This window comes from Thalassospira sp. NFXS8 (assembly GCF_040148805.1).
Taxonomy (GTDB): domain Bacteria; phylum Pseudomonadota; class Alphaproteobacteria; order Rhodospirillales; family Thalassospiraceae; genus Thalassospira.
Genome location: NZ_JAGEMF010000003.1, coordinates 217,689 through 234,835, shown reverse-complemented (window position 1 = coordinate 234,835; position 17,147 = coordinate 217,689). Strand labels below are relative to the sequence as shown.

Sequence of the window (17,147 nt, the reverse complement as noted above, 5' to 3'; positions counted from 1 at the left end):
TTCCCTTTAAGAACAAGAGCGATCCCATGAAAACCACCCTTCAAACCCTGGAAGGTTCGCGTCAGGACCTTTTCATAAACGGCCGGTTCGTTGCTCCCAAAAACGGTGCCTATATTTCAAGTTTTGACCCGACAACCGGCAAGCCCTGGTACGAATTTGCCCAGGCCGACGCGGATGATGTTGAAATTGCAGTCGCATCGGCAAATCGGGCATTTAAGGACCCGGCATGGCGTCGCATGACCCAAACCGACAGGGGCCGTCTTTTACGACGCCTGTCCGCATTAATTGCGGAACATGCCGACAGCCTTGCCGAAATTGAAACCCGCGACAATGGCAAGCTAATCAAGGAAATGCGCGCCCAAATGGCCGCTTTACCAGACACCTATGATTATTTTGCCGGTATGGCAGACAAGTTGCAGGGTGAAACCATTCCGGTCAACAAACTGGACATGCTGAATTACAACACCCGCGAACCGCTTGGTGTTGTCGGCATGATTACACCATGGAATTCCCCCCTGATGTTACTAACCGGCACGCTTGCGCCGTGCCTGGCAATCGGCAACACCGTGGTTATCAAGCCATCGGAACATGCCACGGCCTCAACCCTGGCACTGGCCGAACTGATCATGGAGGCCGGATTTCCCGCTGGCGTTGTCAATGTCGTCACCGGAACCGGGGCCAGTGCAGGTGAAGCATTAACCCGGCACCCCGATATTGCCAAATACGTGTTCACCGGCAGTACAGACACTGGCCGCCGCATTGCCGGAAATGCCGCCCAAAACCTTGTTCCCTGTTCAATGGAACTGGGCGGCAAGTCACCTCATGTGGTGTTTGCAGACGTTGAAATTGAAAATGCCGTCAACGGCATTGTTTCGGGTGCATTTGCAGCCGCAGGTCAAACCTGCGTTGCCGGATCACGCTGCTTTGTCGAAGCATCAATATATGACCGCTTTGTCGAAGCCCTGGTGGCACGCACCCGCCACATCCAGATCGGTCATCCCATGAATGCTGAAACTGACATTGGCCCCCTGGCTCTGGCGGATCAGCTTTCAAAAGTCGAACATTACGTCTCCTCGGGCGTGAAAGAAGGTGCCTCCATTGCCGTAGGTGGCAAACGCCCCTGGGCACATGAGCAATCTGGCGGATGGTATTTTGAACCCACCGTCATGACCGACACCAACAACGACATGACCTTCATGCGTGACGAAATTTTCGGCCCCGTGGTTGGCGTAATGCCTTTCCGCTCTGAAGAAGAAATGATCACGCTGGCAAACGACACACGTTATGGCCTGGCATCAGGAATCTGGACCCAGAATATCGACCGCGCCTTGCGGTTCGCCAATCAGGTCGATGCCGGAACGGTATGGATCAATACATATCGCAGTTCATCATTCATGTCTGCTAATGGCGGCTTCAAGCAAAGCGGTTATGGCCGTCGTGGCGGCTTTGAAGTCATGCGCGAATTCTCGCGCCTGAAAAACATCATCATCGATTATTCGGGTGTCATGCAGGACCCCTTTGTCATGCGTCTCAAATAACCAGTATCCGTGGGGAAAGGCATAATATCATGAAATTTTCGGTATCGCTTACCATGGAACGTTTTTCACCTGACGTTCCTATGGCCAAAGTTCAGGACGACCTGTTGCAACTTGCGCAAATGGCTGACGAAGGCGGGTTTGAAACCCTGTGGACAGCAGAGCATCACACCCTTGAATGCACCATTTCGCCCAATCCTTTTCAAACACTTGTGTGGTTAGCACAGCACACAAAAAACATCCGTCTGGGCACGTCCACCCTTGTCGCCCCCTATTGGTCGCCCATTCGCCTGGCGGGCGAAGCCGCCCTGTGCGATCACCTCACCGGTGGCCGACTTGAATTTGGAATTGCACGCGGGTCATACCAATATGAATTTGACCGCATGGCAGGTGGCATGCCCCAACAGGAAGGTGTTGCCTATCTTAAGGAAATTGTCCCGGCGGTAAAAAAGCTATGGACTGGCGATTATGCCCATGATGGTCATTACTGGAAATTCCCGGTAACGGCAGCAGTGCCAAAACCGCTGCAAAACCCGCATCCCCCCATTTGGGTGGCCGCACGTGACCCGGGTACCTTTGACTGGGCCATCGCCAACGGCGCCAACATCATGTCAACCCCTCTGTCAATGCCAGCCGCCGAAATAAAGGTTTTGGGCGACAAATTTGCCAAAGCTGTGGCCGATCACCCCGAAGTGCCAAAGCCGCGTTTTATGATGCAACGCCGCACCTGCGTTTATGACAAACCCGAAGACTGGAAAATTGCCGTGCAACACAGCATTGATTACGGTCGGGCATTTGAAAACCTTATGCAAAATCTGGGTGGGGTCAAAAATGGTTTCCCCGAAGCCGTTCCGTTTGAGGCCGTAAAAGGCAAGGAAAACTACAACCCCGAAAACATCCGTAAAAACCTTTTGTTCGGGACCCCGGACGAAGTTATTGAAAAGTTATTGGATTATGAGGCCGCCGGGGTCGACCAGTATTGCCTGGGTTTAACGTTTAATCTGCCGTTCGAACTGCGCAAGCGCACGCTTGAACTGTTTATACAACACATCATCCCTTTCTTTGCTGCGCGTGAAAAAAAACGCCAGACTGAAAATGCAGGTGCCTAGGGATGGGGGAAACCACACGCCATACCATTGGTGATGTCACATTAAACTACCGGATCGACGGATCCGGTAGCATCCCGCTTGTCTGTATTCACGGCGTTGGCTCTCGTCTGGAAGCCTGGGAAAATGTTGTCCGCCATCTTGGCAATGATTTCGTCATCATGACCTTTGACTTGCGCGGACACGGGCGCTCCAGCCGGGTTAAGGGCCGCTACGAAATTGATGATTTTGTTGATGAAACACTGGCCCTGGCCGACAAAACAGGCTTTGAAACCTTTAATCTGGCCGGTTTTTCCCTGGGTGGGATGATTGCACAGCGGCTTGCTTTAACCCACCAGAAGCGACTTTTGAAACTTGTGCTTCTTTCAACCGTGGCAGGACGCACACCGGACGAAAGAAGCCGGGTTCTGGAAAGACTGGAAACGCTACGCAACGGTCAACCGGCACAACATCACGATGCATCGCTTTCACGTTGGCTGACCGAAGATTTCCAGCGTGAAAACCCAAAGATCATCAAAAAATTGCGTCAATTTGACAGCGAAAACGACCACGATTGTTACGCAGCGGCGTACCGAGTGCTGGCCGAAACAGATTTTGGCGGTTTCCTTGACCAGATCCGAAAGCCGACCCTGATTGTTACCGGTGAAGATGACCAGGGATCGAACCCGCGTATGGCCGAATACATGCATGCCCGTATTCCCAATTCCGAACTTAATATTCTGCCGGGTCTTCGCCATTCCATTTTAATCGAGGCACCGGAACTGGTGGCAAATACGATGCGCGCATTCCTGTTAAAGGAGGAGGAACATGCCTGACGACATCCTTAAAGCCAACGGCGAGAAAGTTCGCCGAAAGGTACTGGGGGACGTATATGTCGACCGCGCCCTTAATGACAACGATCCGTTTGGCCACCCGCTTCAGGACGTTTTAAACGAATATTGCTGGGGCATGGCCTGGACGAATGATGCGCTCGACCTCAAACAGCGCAGTTTACTTAACCTGGGCATGCTTGCCGCCTCCAACCGGATGCACGAATTTGGCATCCACTTTCGCGGGGCCATTCGCAATGGCCTGAAAGATAACGAACTACAGGCGGCCTTGATCCAGATCGCGGTATATTGCGGCATTCCTGCCGGTGTTGAGGCCTTCAGGGTGGCAAAAGCCGTTCGCAAGGAAATGCAAGAAAAAGGGGAACTTTAGGTTTTCAAAAATAAAAGAACGGTCGTGTCTTTGCCCCTGCCCCACAGGACAAGACGCAATACTTGCCACCACAGAAGTATCACCACCCAAACTGGTTGGAATGTTTGTTCCAACTGCATAATAGGATCAAACAGAGGGAATTGAACCTATGAACAAAGTACTTGGAATGACTGCCGCAGCAATGTTGATGACCATGTCTTTTATGACATCAACCGCTCAGGCTGGACCTGTTCTGGACCGTATCCAGGAAACCAAAACTCTGACCGTCGCAACCGATGCCAATTGGGCACCGCAATCTTTCCTGAATGACAAAAACGAACTTGATGGCTTTGATGTTGACGTTGCCAAAGGTATTGGCAAACACCTTGGCGTGCAGGTTAAATTCGTCACGCCGGGATGGGACATCATCACTGCCGGTCACTGGCAGGGCCGTTGGGACATGCATGTCGGCTCGATGACCCCAACAAAAGCGCGGGAAAAAGTTTTCGATTTTCCCGCCATTTACTATTACACACCGGCCGCAGTTGCCGTGCATAATGACAGCAAGGCAACCAGCCTTTCCGACCTTGATGGCAAGGTTGTTGGTGCAACAACAACTTCCACGTTTGAAGCCTATGCCAACCATGACCTTGTGCTTGATGCTGCAGGCGCACCGCCCTTTACCTATCAATTCACCCCTGGGCAGGTAAAATCCTATTCCAATTCATCGACCGCGTTTGACGACCTGCGCCTGGGGAATGGCACCCGACTTGATGCCGTTGTCTCTTCGTTGCCCAGTATCCTTGATGCACAAAAGGCCGGCTATCCAATCAAACAGCTTGGCGACCCTGTATTTTATGAACCGCTGGCCGTGGCAATCGAACATGGTGACCCGGAACTAAAAGCCAAAATTGCAACGGCAATTGCCGATATGAAAGCAGACGGCACACTCGGGAAAATTTCCGTCAAATGGTACGGCGTCGACTACACAACAACAAAATAATCCCAATCCAATTGGCGGCTTTCAGCCAGAAGGTCGCCATTTTGCTACAGGGGGCTTCGTGATGCTTTACCCAGATACCGTTGAGTCCGACATACTTGTCCACAAGCCGAAGTTTGTGGCAATTGTGTTTATTGTCGTGCTTGCTTTATTTATGACGTTCAACCTGACAGGAACAGTCCTGGGCGAATTGATGCGCCCGGTCATCGACGAACCATCGCAAAGTGGTCTTTATGGCCGATTTGCCATTGCAGTTGTTATTTCTGTTTTGTTTTGCCTTAACATTGTCGCTATCGGCTTTCTGCCAATAAAGGCGCAGATAGGCATTGTATGGTTTGAACTTTTGCTTTTGTTCCTGGCTTTTTTCGAAACATTCAATCTTAGCCTGGCATTCATCGAACAAAAACTGCCCTTCATGATCACGCAGGGGCTTTTAACAACATTATATGTGTCGGCAATATCGATCATTATTGCATCGTTTATTGCCATTATTGGTGCTGTTGCAAAATTGTCGAATAATGGTTTTGCCTTTGCGATTGCCAGTTTTTACACGTCATTCTTTCGCGGCTTGCCGTTACTAATGCAAATTTATCTTATCTATCTTGGCCTGCCCCAGCTTGGTTATATTATTGATGCTGTGCCCGCTGGCATTATCGCGCTGTCATTATGCTATGGTGCCTATATGACCGAAATTTTCCGGTCCGGCATTCAAAGCATCGATCGCGGGCAATGGGAAGCCGCCCGTTCAATCGGCTTTGGTTTTGGCATTACAATGCGCAAAATCATTTTGCCCCAGGCCCTGCCCGTCATCATTCCGCCAACAGGTAACCAGTTTATTTCAATGCTGAAAGACAGCTCGCTGGTGTCTGTTATCGGTGTTTGGGAACTGATGTTTCTGGCACGCACTCTGGGTCAAAAAACCTTCAATCACATGGAAATGCTGATCTCCGCTGCCATGATCTACTGGATCCTTTCTATCGTTCTTGAACTCATCCAGTCGCGCATTGAAAAACACTACGCCAGGAGCAAGGTAAGATGAGTATGGAAGCAATCATTAAAGCTCACAATGTCTCTAAATGGTATGGCGCGTTCCGGGTTCTGACCGATATCAACCTGACTGTACATAAAGGCGAACGAATTGTTGTGTGCGGCCCTTCCGGGTCGGGAAAATCAACACTTATCCGGTGCTTTAACCGCCTGGAAGCGCATCAGAAAGGGGAAATCACGGTAAACGGCATCTCCCTTCACAATAAAATGCCCGATGTTGGCGATGTTCGCAAAAATGTGGGGATGGTTTTTCAACACTTCAATCTGTTCCCCCATATGACCGTCCTGATGAACTGCATGATTGGCCCCATGTGGATCAAAGGTGTCTCAAAGGCGGAAGCAAAACGCACCGCATTACAATATCTTGAGCGTGTACGTATTCCTGAACAGGCACATAAATTCCCCATTCAGCTTTCTGGAGGGCAACAGCAACGCGTCGCAATTGCACGGTCGTTATGTATGAACCCCGCCGTTATGTTATTTGATGAACCAACATCGGCGCTCGACCCGGAAATGGTTTCAGAAGTGCTTGAAACCATGACATCCCTTGCACGGGACGGCATGACGATGGTGTGTGTGACCCACGAAATGGCCTTTGCCCGCGCTGTTGCTGACCGGATCATATTTATGGATGCAGGGCAGATCGTTGAAGAAGGAACACCACACGATTTCTTTACGAACCCGCAAAATGAACGGGCACAGCAATTTTTAAATCAGATCCTGAAACATTAACGCCTGTCTGCGATAAAGTTTGGTTGCAGGTTGTCATGACAATCAAGGCCCGAAAACAGGGGAATATCTCCTCTGTTCTGCGGGCCTCAATTTTTTGCCGAAATCTAACTTACCTGTACGAAATGATCAGGCGTAACCTCGCGGTATTTACGAACAGGGGCTTCGTATCCCTTTGGGCGAATAGGGCTTCTAAGTTCATCTACGGAAATTTCACGTCGCATGGATCGGCGTGACGGGTCTGGCACAGGCACCGCGGACAACAATTTCTTCGTATAGGAATGTTGCGGATTGTCAAAAACCGCGGACCGCGGACCGATTTCAACAATTTCCCCCAGATACATCACGGCAACCCGATGACTTACCCGTTCCACCACCGCCATATCGTGGGAGATGAACAGAAACGAAAGATCAAAACTTTCCTGCAAATCAAGCAACAAATTGCAGACCTGCGCCTTAACTGAAACATCAAGGGCGGAAACCGCTTCATCTGCGACAATAATTTTGGGATCAAGCATCAGGGCGCGTGCAATTGCAATGCGCTGGCGTTGCCCGCCAGAAAATTCATGCGGGTAACGCTGCATCATATCGGCATTCAGCCCGACCTTTTCCAAAAGGGATGCTGCCTTGTCCCGTGCATCTGCACGCGGACCAAGGCCATGTTGCCGAAAAGGTTCGATCAGGGCGGCACCAACACTGATACGCGGATTTAACGACGCATATGGATCTTGAAAAATCATCTGGATGGAACGTCGCATCTGACGAAGTTCAGAGGCACCAAGTTTCAGAATATCCTGCCCGTTCAACAGGATCTGGCCCTTCTGCGGGGTCGTCAGACGCAAGATAGACCGCCCGGTTGTCGACTTGCCGCAACCGGATTCACCCACCAATGACAGCGTTTCACCCTTGCGGATGCTAAAGGAAATATCCTCGACGGCATGTACAGCGCCGACTGAACCGCCAAACAACCCACCTTGAATTGGGAACCGGGTTGTCAGGTTTTTAACTTCCAGTAACGGCTGATTTTCCGGTGAAACAGTATTGCTGGTTTCCTGCACAGTCGGGCTCTCACCCGTGTTTACATCCACAATCGGAAAACGCAATGGTAGCCCCTTGCCGCTCATTGCCCCCAATTGCGGAACGGCCGATAACAAGGCACGGGTATAAGGGTGTTCTCCGCGCACAAAAATATCGGCAGTCGCCCCTGTTTCCACCGTGTCCCCACGATACATCACAATGGTACGATCTGCCACTTCGGCCACCACCCCCATATCATGGGTAATGAACAAAACGGACATCCCCTCCTCTTCCTGTAACTGTTTAATCAGGTCCAGGATCTGGCTTTGAATGGTCACATCAAGGGCGGTTGTCGGTTCATCGGCAATCAACAGTTTAGGGCGCGATGCCAATGCCATTGCAATCATCACGCGCTGGCGCATCCCGCCGGAAAACTGGTGCGGATATTCCTTGAACCGTCTACCAGCATTCGGAATGCGCACTTTTTCAAGTAAACGTAAAACCTCAGCCCGGGCGTCCACCTTCGAGATTTTTTGATGAACCATCAGCGCTTCGGCAATCTGCTCGCCGATCGGAAAAATCGGGTTTAACGATGTCATCGGCTCCTGGAAGATCATCGATACATCCTTGCCACGAACCTTGCGCATTTCAGCTTCGCTCAGGGCAAGAAGATCACGACCTTCGAGCAGGATCCGGCCCTCGACACGGCTGCTGTCCGCTTGTAAAAGTCGCATTATAGACAGCGACGTAACACTTTTCCCCGACCCTGATTCCCCGACAATGGCAACGGTTTCGCGCGGGCGAACATCAAAACTGATGTCGCGAATAACCGGTTTCCATTCGTCATAAACCCGAAACGATGTCGTCAGATTTTGCACAGAAAGAACGGGTGCGTCGCTTGCCGATGCCTGCACTGAATTAAGACCGGAGAGATGCATGGCTTTGCCCTTTTCCTTCCAAATCAAAACCGAAGAAATGCCGGTCTTTACCAAAAACGGCCCCCAAAAGAGAACACACTAAATTCATTGTCCGCTCCTGGTTTTGGGATCAATGGCATCACGCAATGCATCGCCAAGAATATTAAGCGCGAGCACGGTTATCAAAATCGCGACGGACGGAAAAACCACCAGCCACCAGGCCGTCAGAATATTATCGAACCCCTCGCGGATCATGCCGCCCCATGTTGCCGTTGGTGGCAACACCCCCAGGCCGATAAAGGCCAGTGACGCCTCGGTCCGGATGGCGGACGCCATCCAAAGCGAGCCCACAACAACCACATCTGAAAGAATATTGGGCAATATATGTACGCCCAGAATGCGCAAGGGTGACAAACCAAGCGACCGCCCGGCATCGACAAAATCGCGCCGTTTAACGGCAATGGTCGGGGCCCGCGCCACGCGGGCAAACGGGGCCATTTCGGTTATGGCAATGGCAATGATCAGGTTTTCAAAACTGGCACCCAGCATGGCCGCAATCATCAAACCCAAAAGCAGGGTTGGAAATGACAGCAACACATCCACAAGGCCCATCACAATCTGTTCAAACACACCGCCAATATAACCCGCAAGCATACCTAAAGATGAGCCAACGATCATTGCGGTCAAAACTGACAAAAACCCGATAGAAAGGGAAATTCGCGCGCCATAAAGAAGACGCGATAGAACATCACGACCATAACTGTCCGTTCCCAGCCAGAAATCAGCCGATGGCGGACTAAGGCGTGCAAGAATATTTTGCTCTAGCGGGTCATGCGGGGCGATCAGGGGCGCGAAAATGGCGACCATCACAATGATAAAAAGCGTTCCACCCCCAAGCCACGCCATACGATTACGGCGCAACGCATTTAAAACCGGGCTGGATGTGACAGTTTTCGACGAATTGGAAATTGCTGCGCTGGTCATTTTTTATAACTCACTCGCGGGTCGACCAGGCCATAAATGACATCGGTCGCGGTATTTACAAGAATGACGAAAATCGCAAAAACAACCATCAACCCCTGCAACATGGTGTAATCACGCGATTGCAGGGCCCCCAGTATCAACTTACCCAGACCGGGCCGGGTAAAAACGATTTCGGCCAAAACGGAATTGCCAATCAGGGTGCCAAAATAAAGCCCCACCACCGTAACAATCGGGATCAGGGCATTGCCCAGCGCATGGCGCATCACCAGTGTGCGGGCCTTCACCCCCTTGGCCTGTGCCGTGCGGATGTAATCCTCGCCCAGCACATCAAGCATCGAGGAACGTGTTACGCGCGCGATATAGGCCATCATGATCAGACCCAGATTAAGGGCAGGCAAAATCAGATTACGAATATGCGTTACCGGGTCAGAGGACGCCCGGCTCATCACCGGTAACCAGTGCTGCCAGACAGCAAAACACAGCAACAGCAAAATGGCCGACACAAACCCCGGAAAGGAAAGACCAATTAACGACAGAATGCGGCTTACATAATCGGGCCATTTGTTGCGTCGAACCGCCGCAATAACACCAAGTGGCAAACCAAACAGCGTTCCCAGAACCATTGCCGAAAATGTCAATTCCAGCGTATAGGGCAAAACGGCACCAACTTCGGATAACACTGTGCGACCTGTCACCATTGATTTTCCAAAATCACCAGTGATCATATTACCCAGAAACTCGAAATACTGCACCATAATGGGCTGGTTCAGGCCCAGCTGTTCGCGCAACGTTTGCAATGTTGCCTCGCTGGCGCGATCGCCCAGCATGGCAACAGCAGGATCGCCCGGCACCAGGCGAACCAGAATGAAAACCACCGTCAGCATGACCAACAATGTTGGAATAGCTAACAGCAGCCTGCGAAAAATATAGCCTAACATAAGGCCACCCCTTTTTCTGAGACGCGATTGACGTTAAATGCGTCCAGTTGTTGATTAGATTTTCCCTCAATTGCCAGATCGGCAACCACCCGCCCCACAGACGGGACAAGCTGAAACCCATGCCCGGAAAAACCGAACGCATGAATTAATCCTTCGGCCTGATCCGAAAAGCCAATGACGGGAAGATGGTCTTCTGTCATCGCTTCCATTCCGGCCCATGCCCGCACCATGCGCGTCCCCACCATTGATGGAAACAAACGCACTGCGGCCTGTACGGCCACCGACAATGCCTGGACATCGACGCTGGCTGACTGCTGATCCGCAGCAAGGCGGCCCTGTGCGCCGCCGCCAATCAGCAATGTACCCTCGGCTGTCTGTTTAAACGACAGTTTGCGCCCAAACGAACTTATCACCGGGCGCACCACGTCACCTGTTCTTTCTGTAACAACCATCATGGATGTCCGAATGGCGTGGCGCACGGGTTCACCCGCCATTTTTGCGATTTTATCCGCCCACGCCCCGGCCGCATTAATCACAACGGCAGCGCTAAAATCGCCTGTGGTGGTATGTATTTGCCAGCTTTGCCCATTTCGCCCAAGGCTGAGAACCTGGCATTGCTCGATGATGTTTACGCCTGCACGCTTTGCCGCATCGCGAAAGGCGCGAATGGCGCGATGCGGGTCCGCCGACCCATCCCCCGGAGCCCACGCCGCCCCGGCACAATGCGGTGATATGGCCGGTACAAGTTCACGCAATTGATCTGGCCCGATCAGCTTTTCGTGATGCATACCCTGTTTTTCAAGGCGGGTAACGCGGGCAGCAATCGACGCCATAGCCGCGTCATCTTCGGCCACCTGTAGCTGGCCGCAGGCCTTAAAACCACAATCATCCCCAACCAGATCCGCCATTTTGTGCCAGGTTTCAGCCGCCTCAAGGCTTAAGGGCAATTCGGCCGGATCCCGGCCAAGGGTCCGCACACCGGCGGCGGTCGAACCCGACGCATGCCGCCCTAAAAAATGACGTTCAAGCACCAGAACCGATGCCCCGCCCCGTGCGGCCTGCAAGGCGCACGAAAGACCGTGCAAACCGCCACCAATTACCAAAATATCCGGGTTCATATTCACAGTTCCACATCCTGCAATGTGGCAATTTCGCCCAGCGTTACCGGCTTAAGCGGCGGACGGATATTAAAGAAGCGCACATCCTCAACTGGCAAATTATTCACCTCCGCCACCAGTGCCTGAACGGAATATCCACATTGACGCCCCTGGCACGGCCCCATGCCACACCGGGTTGCTGCCTTGACAGCCCCGACATCAGGTGCGGAAGCCCGGGCAGCTTCGCGGATACGTCCGGCACTTACTTCTTCGCAACGGCAAACAACAACATCATCGGCAATCGGCGTTTGTGGCGGTGTATAAAGGGCATCCAGCAACGGGCGTAACGCTGTTGCCCGTTTACGCCTGTCATCAAGGGCGGCATCACGGCGCAATTTTTCGGCATCAATGCCGATATTTAAAAACCGGGCAATCCCAAGGCCTGCAATTTCACCCGAAACAATTGCCGCCTTCCAGCCACCAATGCCACCGGCATCCCCGGCAACAAAAATGCCCTTACGGCTGGTTTCCCCCCATTCATTGGTACGCGGGGCAAAGTATTTTTGCTGATCATTCCAGTCATGGTCACATCCCAATGCCATCGTTTCATGAACACGCGGGACAACCCCTTCATGAACCAGCAATACACCGGCACCGCGTTTGTGGGTATTGCCCTTACTTTCCCATTCAATCTGATAAAGCTGCCCCTCACCCGTGGCACGCAAATTATGAATATCGCGGATCAGTTTACCGCTGCGCCGTAATTTCCATGTCCAGCGCAAACCTTTCATCAAACCGGGAAAATCGCGCCATGCAGCAGGTAAATGTGAAAGCGCTTTCAGTGACGGTTTTTGCGATGTATCGATATAACCGGCAACCTTGCCGCCAAGCTCCAGCAACTGGGTGGCATAAAGCAGCGGCAACGGCCCTGCCCCGGCAATCCAGACATCCCCTTCAGGCAACATTCCCCCGGATTTCAGCAAAATCTGCGCGGCACCAACAGTCATCACACCGGGCAATGTCCAGCCTGCAAAGGGGACCGGGCGTTCCTGTGCGCCGTTTGCCAGCAATACGGCCTTTGCTGTGATGCAGCGACTTTTGCCTTCGGCTGTCAGAAATACTTTCCAGCCATCCTCGATTTGCCAAACCTGGGCGGAGGGCTGATAATCAATACCGGCAGCATGAAAGGCCGCCGTTGCGGATGACCCTTTCTGATAATCCTCGCCAAGGGCATTAAAAACCGGGCTGGTGGCATTGCGTTCAACGCCACGCCATATCTGCCCACCCGGTGCAGGCTGTTCATCGACAACACAAACAGATGTGCCAAGTTTTGCCAGTTTAACGGCAGCCGCCATACCCGCGGGGCCAGCCCCAATCACCACAACATCATAATTCATTGTCCGACCTCCCGGCGACCACGCTGGCGTTCAATCCGCATGCCGTTTTTTAAGGGGGTCAAACATCCCTGCACCGATGAAACACCATCGACAACGGCCAAGCATTCAAAACACACACCCATCTGGCAGTAAGGCAGGCGCGTTTCGCCACTTACCGGTGTCTGGCGCCCGACATTGGCCACCCGTAAAAGAATGCTGGCTACGGTTTCACCATCCCAGGCAGGCGTTGCAACGCCATTAACATAAACAGTCATATCTGCTTGCTCTTTCAAGCCCGCCGTCACACTTCTAAACATGAAATCTTCCATCAGAAAATTCGGACAATTCGCTATCGAGCTGTCCATTGATCATGGCTGGTCCAACAATCGCGGCATGGGCTGCGGCCAATGTCACACCCGAATGGCAAACCGCTGCAAACAGGCCGGGACTGGATTTTGACTGCGCATAGATTGGCGAGCCATCGGGGGGCAAAATGCGAAAACCGCTCCATTGCCGAACAAGGCGAACCGATGCCAGCGCGGGAATAATCCGCGTGGCCCGACGGGCCAGCGTGATGGCGGAATTAACGCTTACCCCGCGATCCGATGTCTGTTCCTGTGTCGCCCCGATCATGACCGTCCCCTCGGCCGTTTGACGCAAGCCACTAGCGGGAAAGGGCAATAGCGGGTCCAGGCGTTCGGTCACCAGAATTTGCCCGCGCGTGGTGCCGATTTTGATATTCATGTCACAGCGATTTGCCAGTTCCGCCGTTCCAAGCCCGGCGGCGATAATCACATATCGGGCCTGAAGGGTGCCCGCAGGGCCATGAACAGCAAAACCGGTTGAAAGCGGTTTCACATCCGTTACCGGATGACGAAAAACCACCGAACCACCATGTGCCGCGATCCCGTTATGCAGGGCATCAAGCAACTGAAGCGGGTTTACATGCCCATCCAGGCGGCAATAGCTGGCCCCCGTTACATCCGGGCCGAATTGAGCAGCGGGTACCATTTTTTCCAAATCACGCCGGCTGAGCATGTCAATTTCCGGGGATGTGGCGGCATTGTTAATACGGGCGGCAATGGCAGCGCGATGTTCAAATTCGGCATCCCCCAGGCAGTAATGAAGCCCACCGGGATTTGTGTAATCGATTTGTACCTGTGCAGTGTTGGCAAGTTCATCGCAAAAGCGCGGCCACAGTTCGGCACTTTGATGAGTCAGTTGGCTGTAGGCCGGTGCATCCACCCCTTTTCCCTGTACCCAGACCAGCCCGAAATTGGCACGGGCCGCGCGAAGATCCCTGTTTTTCCCGTCAAGCACTTTGACCTTGTAACCATCACGGGCAAGGCCGAAGGCCAAGGCAGCCCCCACAACGCCTGCGCCAATAACGATGATGTCAGCGTCCATGTTTTCCTCGTTCTTTTTCTTGCTTCAAACTAAATAGTGGGGGTAGAAAGTCAAAGTCGTTTTGTTCGGGGATATATTCAAAAAGGTTATACCCATGCGCGCACCGAGCCTGAGGCAACTTGAAGCATTAATGGCTGTGATCGAGGGCGGGACTGTCAGCCGTGCCGCCGAGATCATGCGGATATCGCAACCCGCCGCCAGCAAGCTGATCCGGGATCTGGAAGCCGATACCGGACTTGAACTTTTTGAGCGGGAAAGCGGGCGGCTGGTGCCAACCGGGCGAGGCATGCGCCTGTATGAAGAAGTGCAGCGTATATTCGGCGGTGTTCACCAGCTGACCCGCGCGGTAGAGGCCATTCGCCGCGAGGAACGCGGGCATCTTGTTATCGGTGCCATGCCAGCCCTTTCCGGAATGTTCTTAAGCCGCGTATTATCGGGGTTTCTGGCGCGCTATCCCGATGTTTTCATTTCTGTTGAAACCCGCAGCTCACAATTTCTAAGCGAAGCGGTATTATTGCGCAGGCTGGATCTTGCCCTGGTCGTTAACAGTCACGAACATCCATCTGTGATGGTCGAACACCTGCAAGCTCCGCCGATGGTTGTGATTATGCCACACGGCCACCGGTTATCGGAAAAATCGGAAATCACGCCCGAAGACCTTAAGGATGAACCCTTTATTGCCCTGGGGGACTCCAGCCGCACCCGTAATCTGGTCGATGCAGCTTTTCGACGATACAACCTTCAGCCAAAGGTGGTTATTGAATCAACAACCATCAATAATGTAGGGGAACTGGTTGCAGCCGGTCTGGGCCTGACCATTGCCGACCCGTTATCGCTTGAATTTGCCGCAAACCGTGTAACTGCCCGACCGTTCAGACCAACACAGATTTACGATTACCACATCATTCGGCCTGTCCGGGCACGCAACAGCAGCCTTGTGTCTGCCTTTGTCGAAGAGGTCCACGCCGCTTCGTTGAAAGTGCAAATGATTGGCTAAATATAAGTGACCCGACCACGATAGACCTGCCTTGCAGAACAATCGGTGGTCGGGGCAATTGCCGACACGATAAAGGACCATATCGTGCGCATCGCTATAGATATGAAGTCAGCAACCGCAATACTAACATCCGTGACTGTCAACTTTCACGTCAATTCAGCCAGCCCAATAAATTGGGAAAGTCGACGTCATCGAATCACATTCGATAGCTTCTGCTCCCAATTAACCGGCATACAATCAATACCTCTTAGGATATTGCCTGTGGTTACACAGCCATACTATTCTGCTTATGCAAGCAACAAAATCATCGAAGTAAAAGGTCTTGCGCTAACCTAACTTCAAGTTCGACAGACAATTGCAAACAGGAACCATATTTCCTAACCTCATTGCAGCCACAGCGTCGATTATCAAATTTGCCTGAACCGGGCTTGCGACAAGTTCCGTTGCAATTCGGAATTTCTTTTCGAGCTTGCCCCATGACATGAGTGGCTCACCTTCGGGCGCTGTCGGCTCAGAAACAAAACGCTTACCCTTAAATGTAATTGCAACACGTGCTAGAATATCAGTCGGATAAACTTCATCAAACTTGGGACACAATGACAATTTGACTTTTCGTGCAAGTGCACGGACATCAGTTCGCCCAAGAACCTCCGCAGTCACCGGCAAAAGACTTCCCGAACCATACAAGCTAACCAACGCCAGGCAATAGGGGATACTATATTGTACATCAATCAGGTTTTCAGGGTCCGGGCGGTTAGATATCCGTAGTCCAGCCGAATGAATTTCCACTTCAATGCTGTCAATCTCTTGTCCTACAATGTCATGCTGCCTGCTAAGGTACTCGAGGGCAGCAAGAGGAGCATGAATGTGACGACAACAGGCATAAGGCTTGAAATACGTCCCACAAATATGATCGGCGGTTCCCAAAGAAAAATGTTCGGGAAATTGGTAATGCCGCCCGCTGTCAAGAATATTTCGAGGTCCGGTGTGACCGGATTCCGCTAAATATAGCGCGGTCAAACCTGTTACGACCGACCATGGGATCCCCTCTTTCACGGCCGCCCCCTCAGGAGCAGGAACCCGAGGCGCCGGGCCTCCCGCAAATGCCTGATTAGGTGCACTCTCTCCCGCTATCGCAAGAGCATGTTCAATCTCTGGATAAGGTGTCCCACGCAAAGCTGCGGCAGTTGCAACAACACCGTACGGTGTCCACGTTCCGGAACTACCATAACTTGTTCGTGCCGCCCCAACCGCAACAGCAACTTCATAACCAATTACGATAGCCGTAATTATTTCTTCAAATGTTGCGCCGACATCATTGCCCACCGCGAATGCCGCCGGAATAATTGCGGCTCCAGGGTGACCTCGTGCAAACCGGTTACCATCATCAAGATCGAGCGCTGCGGCGGCAGAACTGTTTGCCCATGCAGCACCGATTACAGAACTTCCTGTGCCAGTAAACCAAATAGGATTGATACCGTTACCAAAAATTGCCGGCAAAGTTCTTCGAATTGCTATCGGCCCGACATCACCAATTCCTGCCGCAGCGGCTGCCAAAAGGTCGAATATGCACTTTATGGCTGCTTCCCGTGTCAACTCTGCGGACGGTGTTCCACGAACCTTATCAATATAAGATGCTATTTGTCCTACTGCTCCTTCTTGAAAAGAAGCAAGGTTTTTCTGAGTTTGCATCAAGCTCGTCTCTATGTTTTCTGAATTTGGATTTAGAAAAACAGGTTCCATTTGCCCAACCAAAACGCCTCTTTTGAGCCTGAACCGTGCGGCCTCTCATACCCCGACCACGATAGACCTGCCTTG

At 52.2% G+C, this 17,147-nt stretch carries 16 protein-coding genes; 8 read left to right on the top strand and 8 right to left on the bottom strand.

Annotation, left to right across the window (positions count from 1 at the left end; translation table 11 throughout):
- The first annotated feature begins 26 nt into the window (after positions 1-26).
- From J4E05_RS17450 to J4E05_RS17420, 7 genes are all read left to right on the top strand, one after another.
- Positions 27-1,538, top strand: coding sequence for an aldehyde dehydrogenase (locus J4E05_RS17450; RefSeq protein ID WP_349598145.1), 1,512 nt, complete (start codon positions 27-29; stop codon positions 1,536-1,538).
- 29 nt (positions 1,539-1,567) lie between these two features.
- Entirely contained in the window at positions 1,568-2,644 is a 1,077-nt protein-coding gene (locus J4E05_RS17445) for an LLM class flavin-dependent oxidoreductase (RefSeq protein ID WP_349598142.1), read from the top strand.
- A gap of 2 nt (positions 2,645-2,646) precedes the next feature.
- Positions 2,647-3,456: an alpha/beta fold hydrolase gene (locus J4E05_RS17440; protein WP_349598139.1), complete on the top strand. Its 810-nt coding sequence runs from the start codon at positions 2,647-2,649 to the stop codon at positions 3,454-3,456.
- The gene (locus J4E05_RS17435; protein ID WP_349598136.1) at positions 3,449-3,841 is read left to right on the top strand and encodes a carboxymuconolactone decarboxylase family protein; all 393 of its coding nucleotides are present in this window, start codon (positions 3,449-3,451) and stop codon (positions 3,839-3,841) included. The genes J4E05_RS17440 and J4E05_RS17435 overlap by 8 nt, the downstream gene beginning before the upstream one ends.
- Positions 3,842-3,989: 148 nt before the next feature.
- Positions 3,990-4,823 (top strand): transporter substrate-binding domain-containing protein, encoded by an 834-nt coding sequence (locus J4E05_RS17430; protein WP_349598133.1) that lies wholly within the window; start codon positions 3,990-3,992, stop codon positions 4,821-4,823.
- A 61-nt stretch (positions 4,824-4,884) separates the two neighbouring features.
- Positions 4,885-5,859, top strand: coding sequence for an amino acid ABC transporter permease (locus tag J4E05_RS17425; RefSeq protein WP_349598130.1), 975 nt, complete (start codon positions 4,885-4,887; stop codon positions 5,857-5,859).
- Complete coding sequence (locus tag J4E05_RS17420) at positions 5,856-6,599, top strand: amino acid ABC transporter ATP-binding protein (RefSeq protein ID WP_349598127.1); 744 nt, start codon at positions 5,856-5,858, stop codon at positions 6,597-6,599. Before J4E05_RS17425 ends, J4E05_RS17420 begins: the two co-directional genes overlap by 4 nt.
- A 104-nt stretch (positions 6,600-6,703) precedes the next feature.
- Here the strand turns inward: J4E05_RS17420 and J4E05_RS17415 are convergent, their stop codons facing one another.
- The 7 genes from J4E05_RS17415 to J4E05_RS17385 all read right to left on the bottom strand — a co-directional run bounded on the left by J4E05_RS17415 (position 6,704) and on the right by J4E05_RS17385 (position 14,332).
- On the bottom strand, positions 6,704-8,551 hold the full coding sequence (locus J4E05_RS17415; RefSeq protein WP_349598125.1) for an ABC transporter ATP-binding protein: 1,848 nt from the start codon (positions 8,549-8,551) through the stop codon (positions 6,704-6,706).
- An 84-nt stretch (positions 8,552-8,635) separates the two neighbouring features.
- The gene (locus J4E05_RS17410; RefSeq protein WP_085594334.1) at positions 8,636-9,514 is read right to left on the bottom strand and encodes an ABC transporter permease; all 879 of its coding nucleotides are present in this window, start codon (positions 9,512-9,514) and stop codon (positions 8,636-8,638) included.
- Positions 9,511-10,452 (bottom strand): ABC transporter permease, encoded by a 942-nt coding sequence (locus J4E05_RS17405; protein WP_349598122.1) that lies wholly within the window; start codon positions 10,450-10,452, stop codon positions 9,511-9,513. The genes J4E05_RS17410 and J4E05_RS17405 overlap by 4 nt, the downstream gene beginning before the upstream one ends.
- The gene (locus J4E05_RS17400; RefSeq protein WP_349598120.1) at positions 10,446-11,570 is read right to left on the bottom strand and encodes an NAD(P)/FAD-dependent oxidoreductase; all 1,125 of its coding nucleotides are present in this window, start codon (positions 11,568-11,570) and stop codon (positions 10,446-10,448) included. The genes J4E05_RS17405 and J4E05_RS17400 overlap by 7 nt, the downstream gene beginning before the upstream one ends.
- Before the next feature lie 2 nt (positions 11,571-11,572).
- Positions 11,573-12,946, bottom strand: coding sequence for an FAD/NAD(P)-dependent oxidoreductase (locus J4E05_RS17395; protein WP_349598117.1), 1,374 nt, complete (start codon positions 12,944-12,946; stop codon positions 11,573-11,575).
- Positions 12,943-13,242, bottom strand: coding sequence for a (2Fe-2S)-binding protein (locus J4E05_RS17390; protein WP_349598115.1), 300 nt, complete (start codon positions 13,240-13,242; stop codon positions 12,943-12,945). Before J4E05_RS17390 ends, J4E05_RS17395 begins: the two co-directional genes overlap by 4 nt.
- The gene (locus J4E05_RS17385; protein WP_349598113.1) at positions 13,235-14,332 is read right to left on the bottom strand and encodes an NAD(P)/FAD-dependent oxidoreductase; all 1,098 of its coding nucleotides are present in this window, start codon (positions 14,330-14,332) and stop codon (positions 13,235-13,237) included. The genes J4E05_RS17390 and J4E05_RS17385 overlap by 8 nt, the downstream gene beginning before the upstream one ends.
- Positions 14,333-14,426: 94 nt before the next feature.
- On the opposite strand from J4E05_RS17385, the gene J4E05_RS17380 reads away from it, so the two are divergent.
- Positions 14,427-15,329 carry a LysR substrate-binding domain-containing protein gene (locus J4E05_RS17380; protein WP_349598110.1) on the top strand — a complete coding sequence of 301 codons (903 nt, stop codon included), beginning with the start codon at positions 14,427-14,429 and terminating at the stop codon, positions 15,327-15,329.
- Between the two features lie 327 nt (positions 15,330-15,656).
- On the opposite strand, the gene J4E05_RS17375 is transcribed toward J4E05_RS17380, so the two are convergent.
- Positions 15,657-17,072, bottom strand: coding sequence for an MmgE/PrpD family protein (locus J4E05_RS17375; protein WP_349598107.1), 1,416 nt, complete (start codon positions 17,070-17,072; stop codon positions 15,657-15,659).
- Positions 17,073-17,147 lie beyond the last annotated feature (75 nt).

Excerpts from the sequence above, each read along its gene's own strand:
- J4E05_RS17450 (WP_349598145.1), top strand. The coding sequence starts at position 27 with ATGAAAACCACCCTTCAAACCCTGGAAGGTTCGCGTCAGGACCTTTTC.
- J4E05_RS17445 (WP_349598142.1), top strand. The coding sequence starts at position 1,568 with ATGAAATTTTCGGTATCGCTTACCATGGAACGTTTTTCACCTGACGTT.
- J4E05_RS17440 (WP_349598139.1), top strand. The coding sequence starts at position 2,647 with ATGGGGGAAACCACACGCCATACCATTGGTGATGTCACATTAAACTAC.
- J4E05_RS17435 (WP_349598136.1), top strand. The coding sequence starts at position 3,449 with ATGCCTGACGACATCCTTAAAGCCAACGGCGAGAAAGTTCGCCGAAAG.
- J4E05_RS17430 (WP_349598133.1), top strand. The coding sequence starts at position 3,990 with ATGAACAAAGTACTTGGAATGACTGCCGCAGCAATGTTGATGACCATG.
- J4E05_RS17425 (WP_349598130.1), top strand. The coding sequence starts at position 4,885 with ATGCTTTACCCAGATACCGTTGAGTCCGACATACTTGTCCACAAGCCG.
- J4E05_RS17420 (WP_349598127.1), top strand. The coding sequence starts at position 5,856 with ATGAGTATGGAAGCAATCATTAAAGCTCACAATGTCTCTAAATGGTAT.
- J4E05_RS17415 (WP_349598125.1), bottom strand. The coding sequence starts at position 8,551 with ATGCATCTCTCCGGTCTTAATTCAGTGCAGGCATCGGCAAGCGACGCA.
- J4E05_RS17410 (WP_085594334.1), bottom strand. The coding sequence starts at position 9,514 with ATGACCAGCGCAGCAATTTCCAATTCGTCGAAAACTGTCACATCCAGC.
- J4E05_RS17405 (WP_349598122.1), bottom strand. The coding sequence starts at position 10,452 with ATGTTAGGCTATATTTTTCGCAGGCTGCTGTTAGCTATTCCAACATTG.
- J4E05_RS17400 (WP_349598120.1), bottom strand. The coding sequence starts at position 11,570 with ATGAACCCGGATATTTTGGTAATTGGTGGCGGTTTGCACGGTCTTTCG.
- J4E05_RS17395 (WP_349598117.1), bottom strand. The coding sequence starts at position 12,946 with ATGAATTATGATGTTGTGGTGATTGGGGCTGGCCCCGCGGGTATGGCG.
- J4E05_RS17390 (WP_349598115.1), bottom strand. The coding sequence starts at position 13,242 with ATGTTTAGAAGTGTGACGGCGGGCTTGAAAGAGCAAGCAGATATGACT.
- J4E05_RS17385 (WP_349598113.1), bottom strand. The coding sequence starts at position 14,332 with ATGGACGCTGACATCATCGTTATTGGCGCAGGCGTTGTGGGGGCTGCC.
- J4E05_RS17380 (WP_349598110.1), top strand. The coding sequence starts at position 14,427 with ATGCGCGCACCGAGCCTGAGGCAACTTGAAGCATTAATGGCTGTGATC.
- J4E05_RS17375 (WP_349598107.1), bottom strand. The coding sequence starts at position 17,072 with ATGGAACCTGTTTTTCTAAATCCAAATTCAGAAAACATAGAGACGAGC.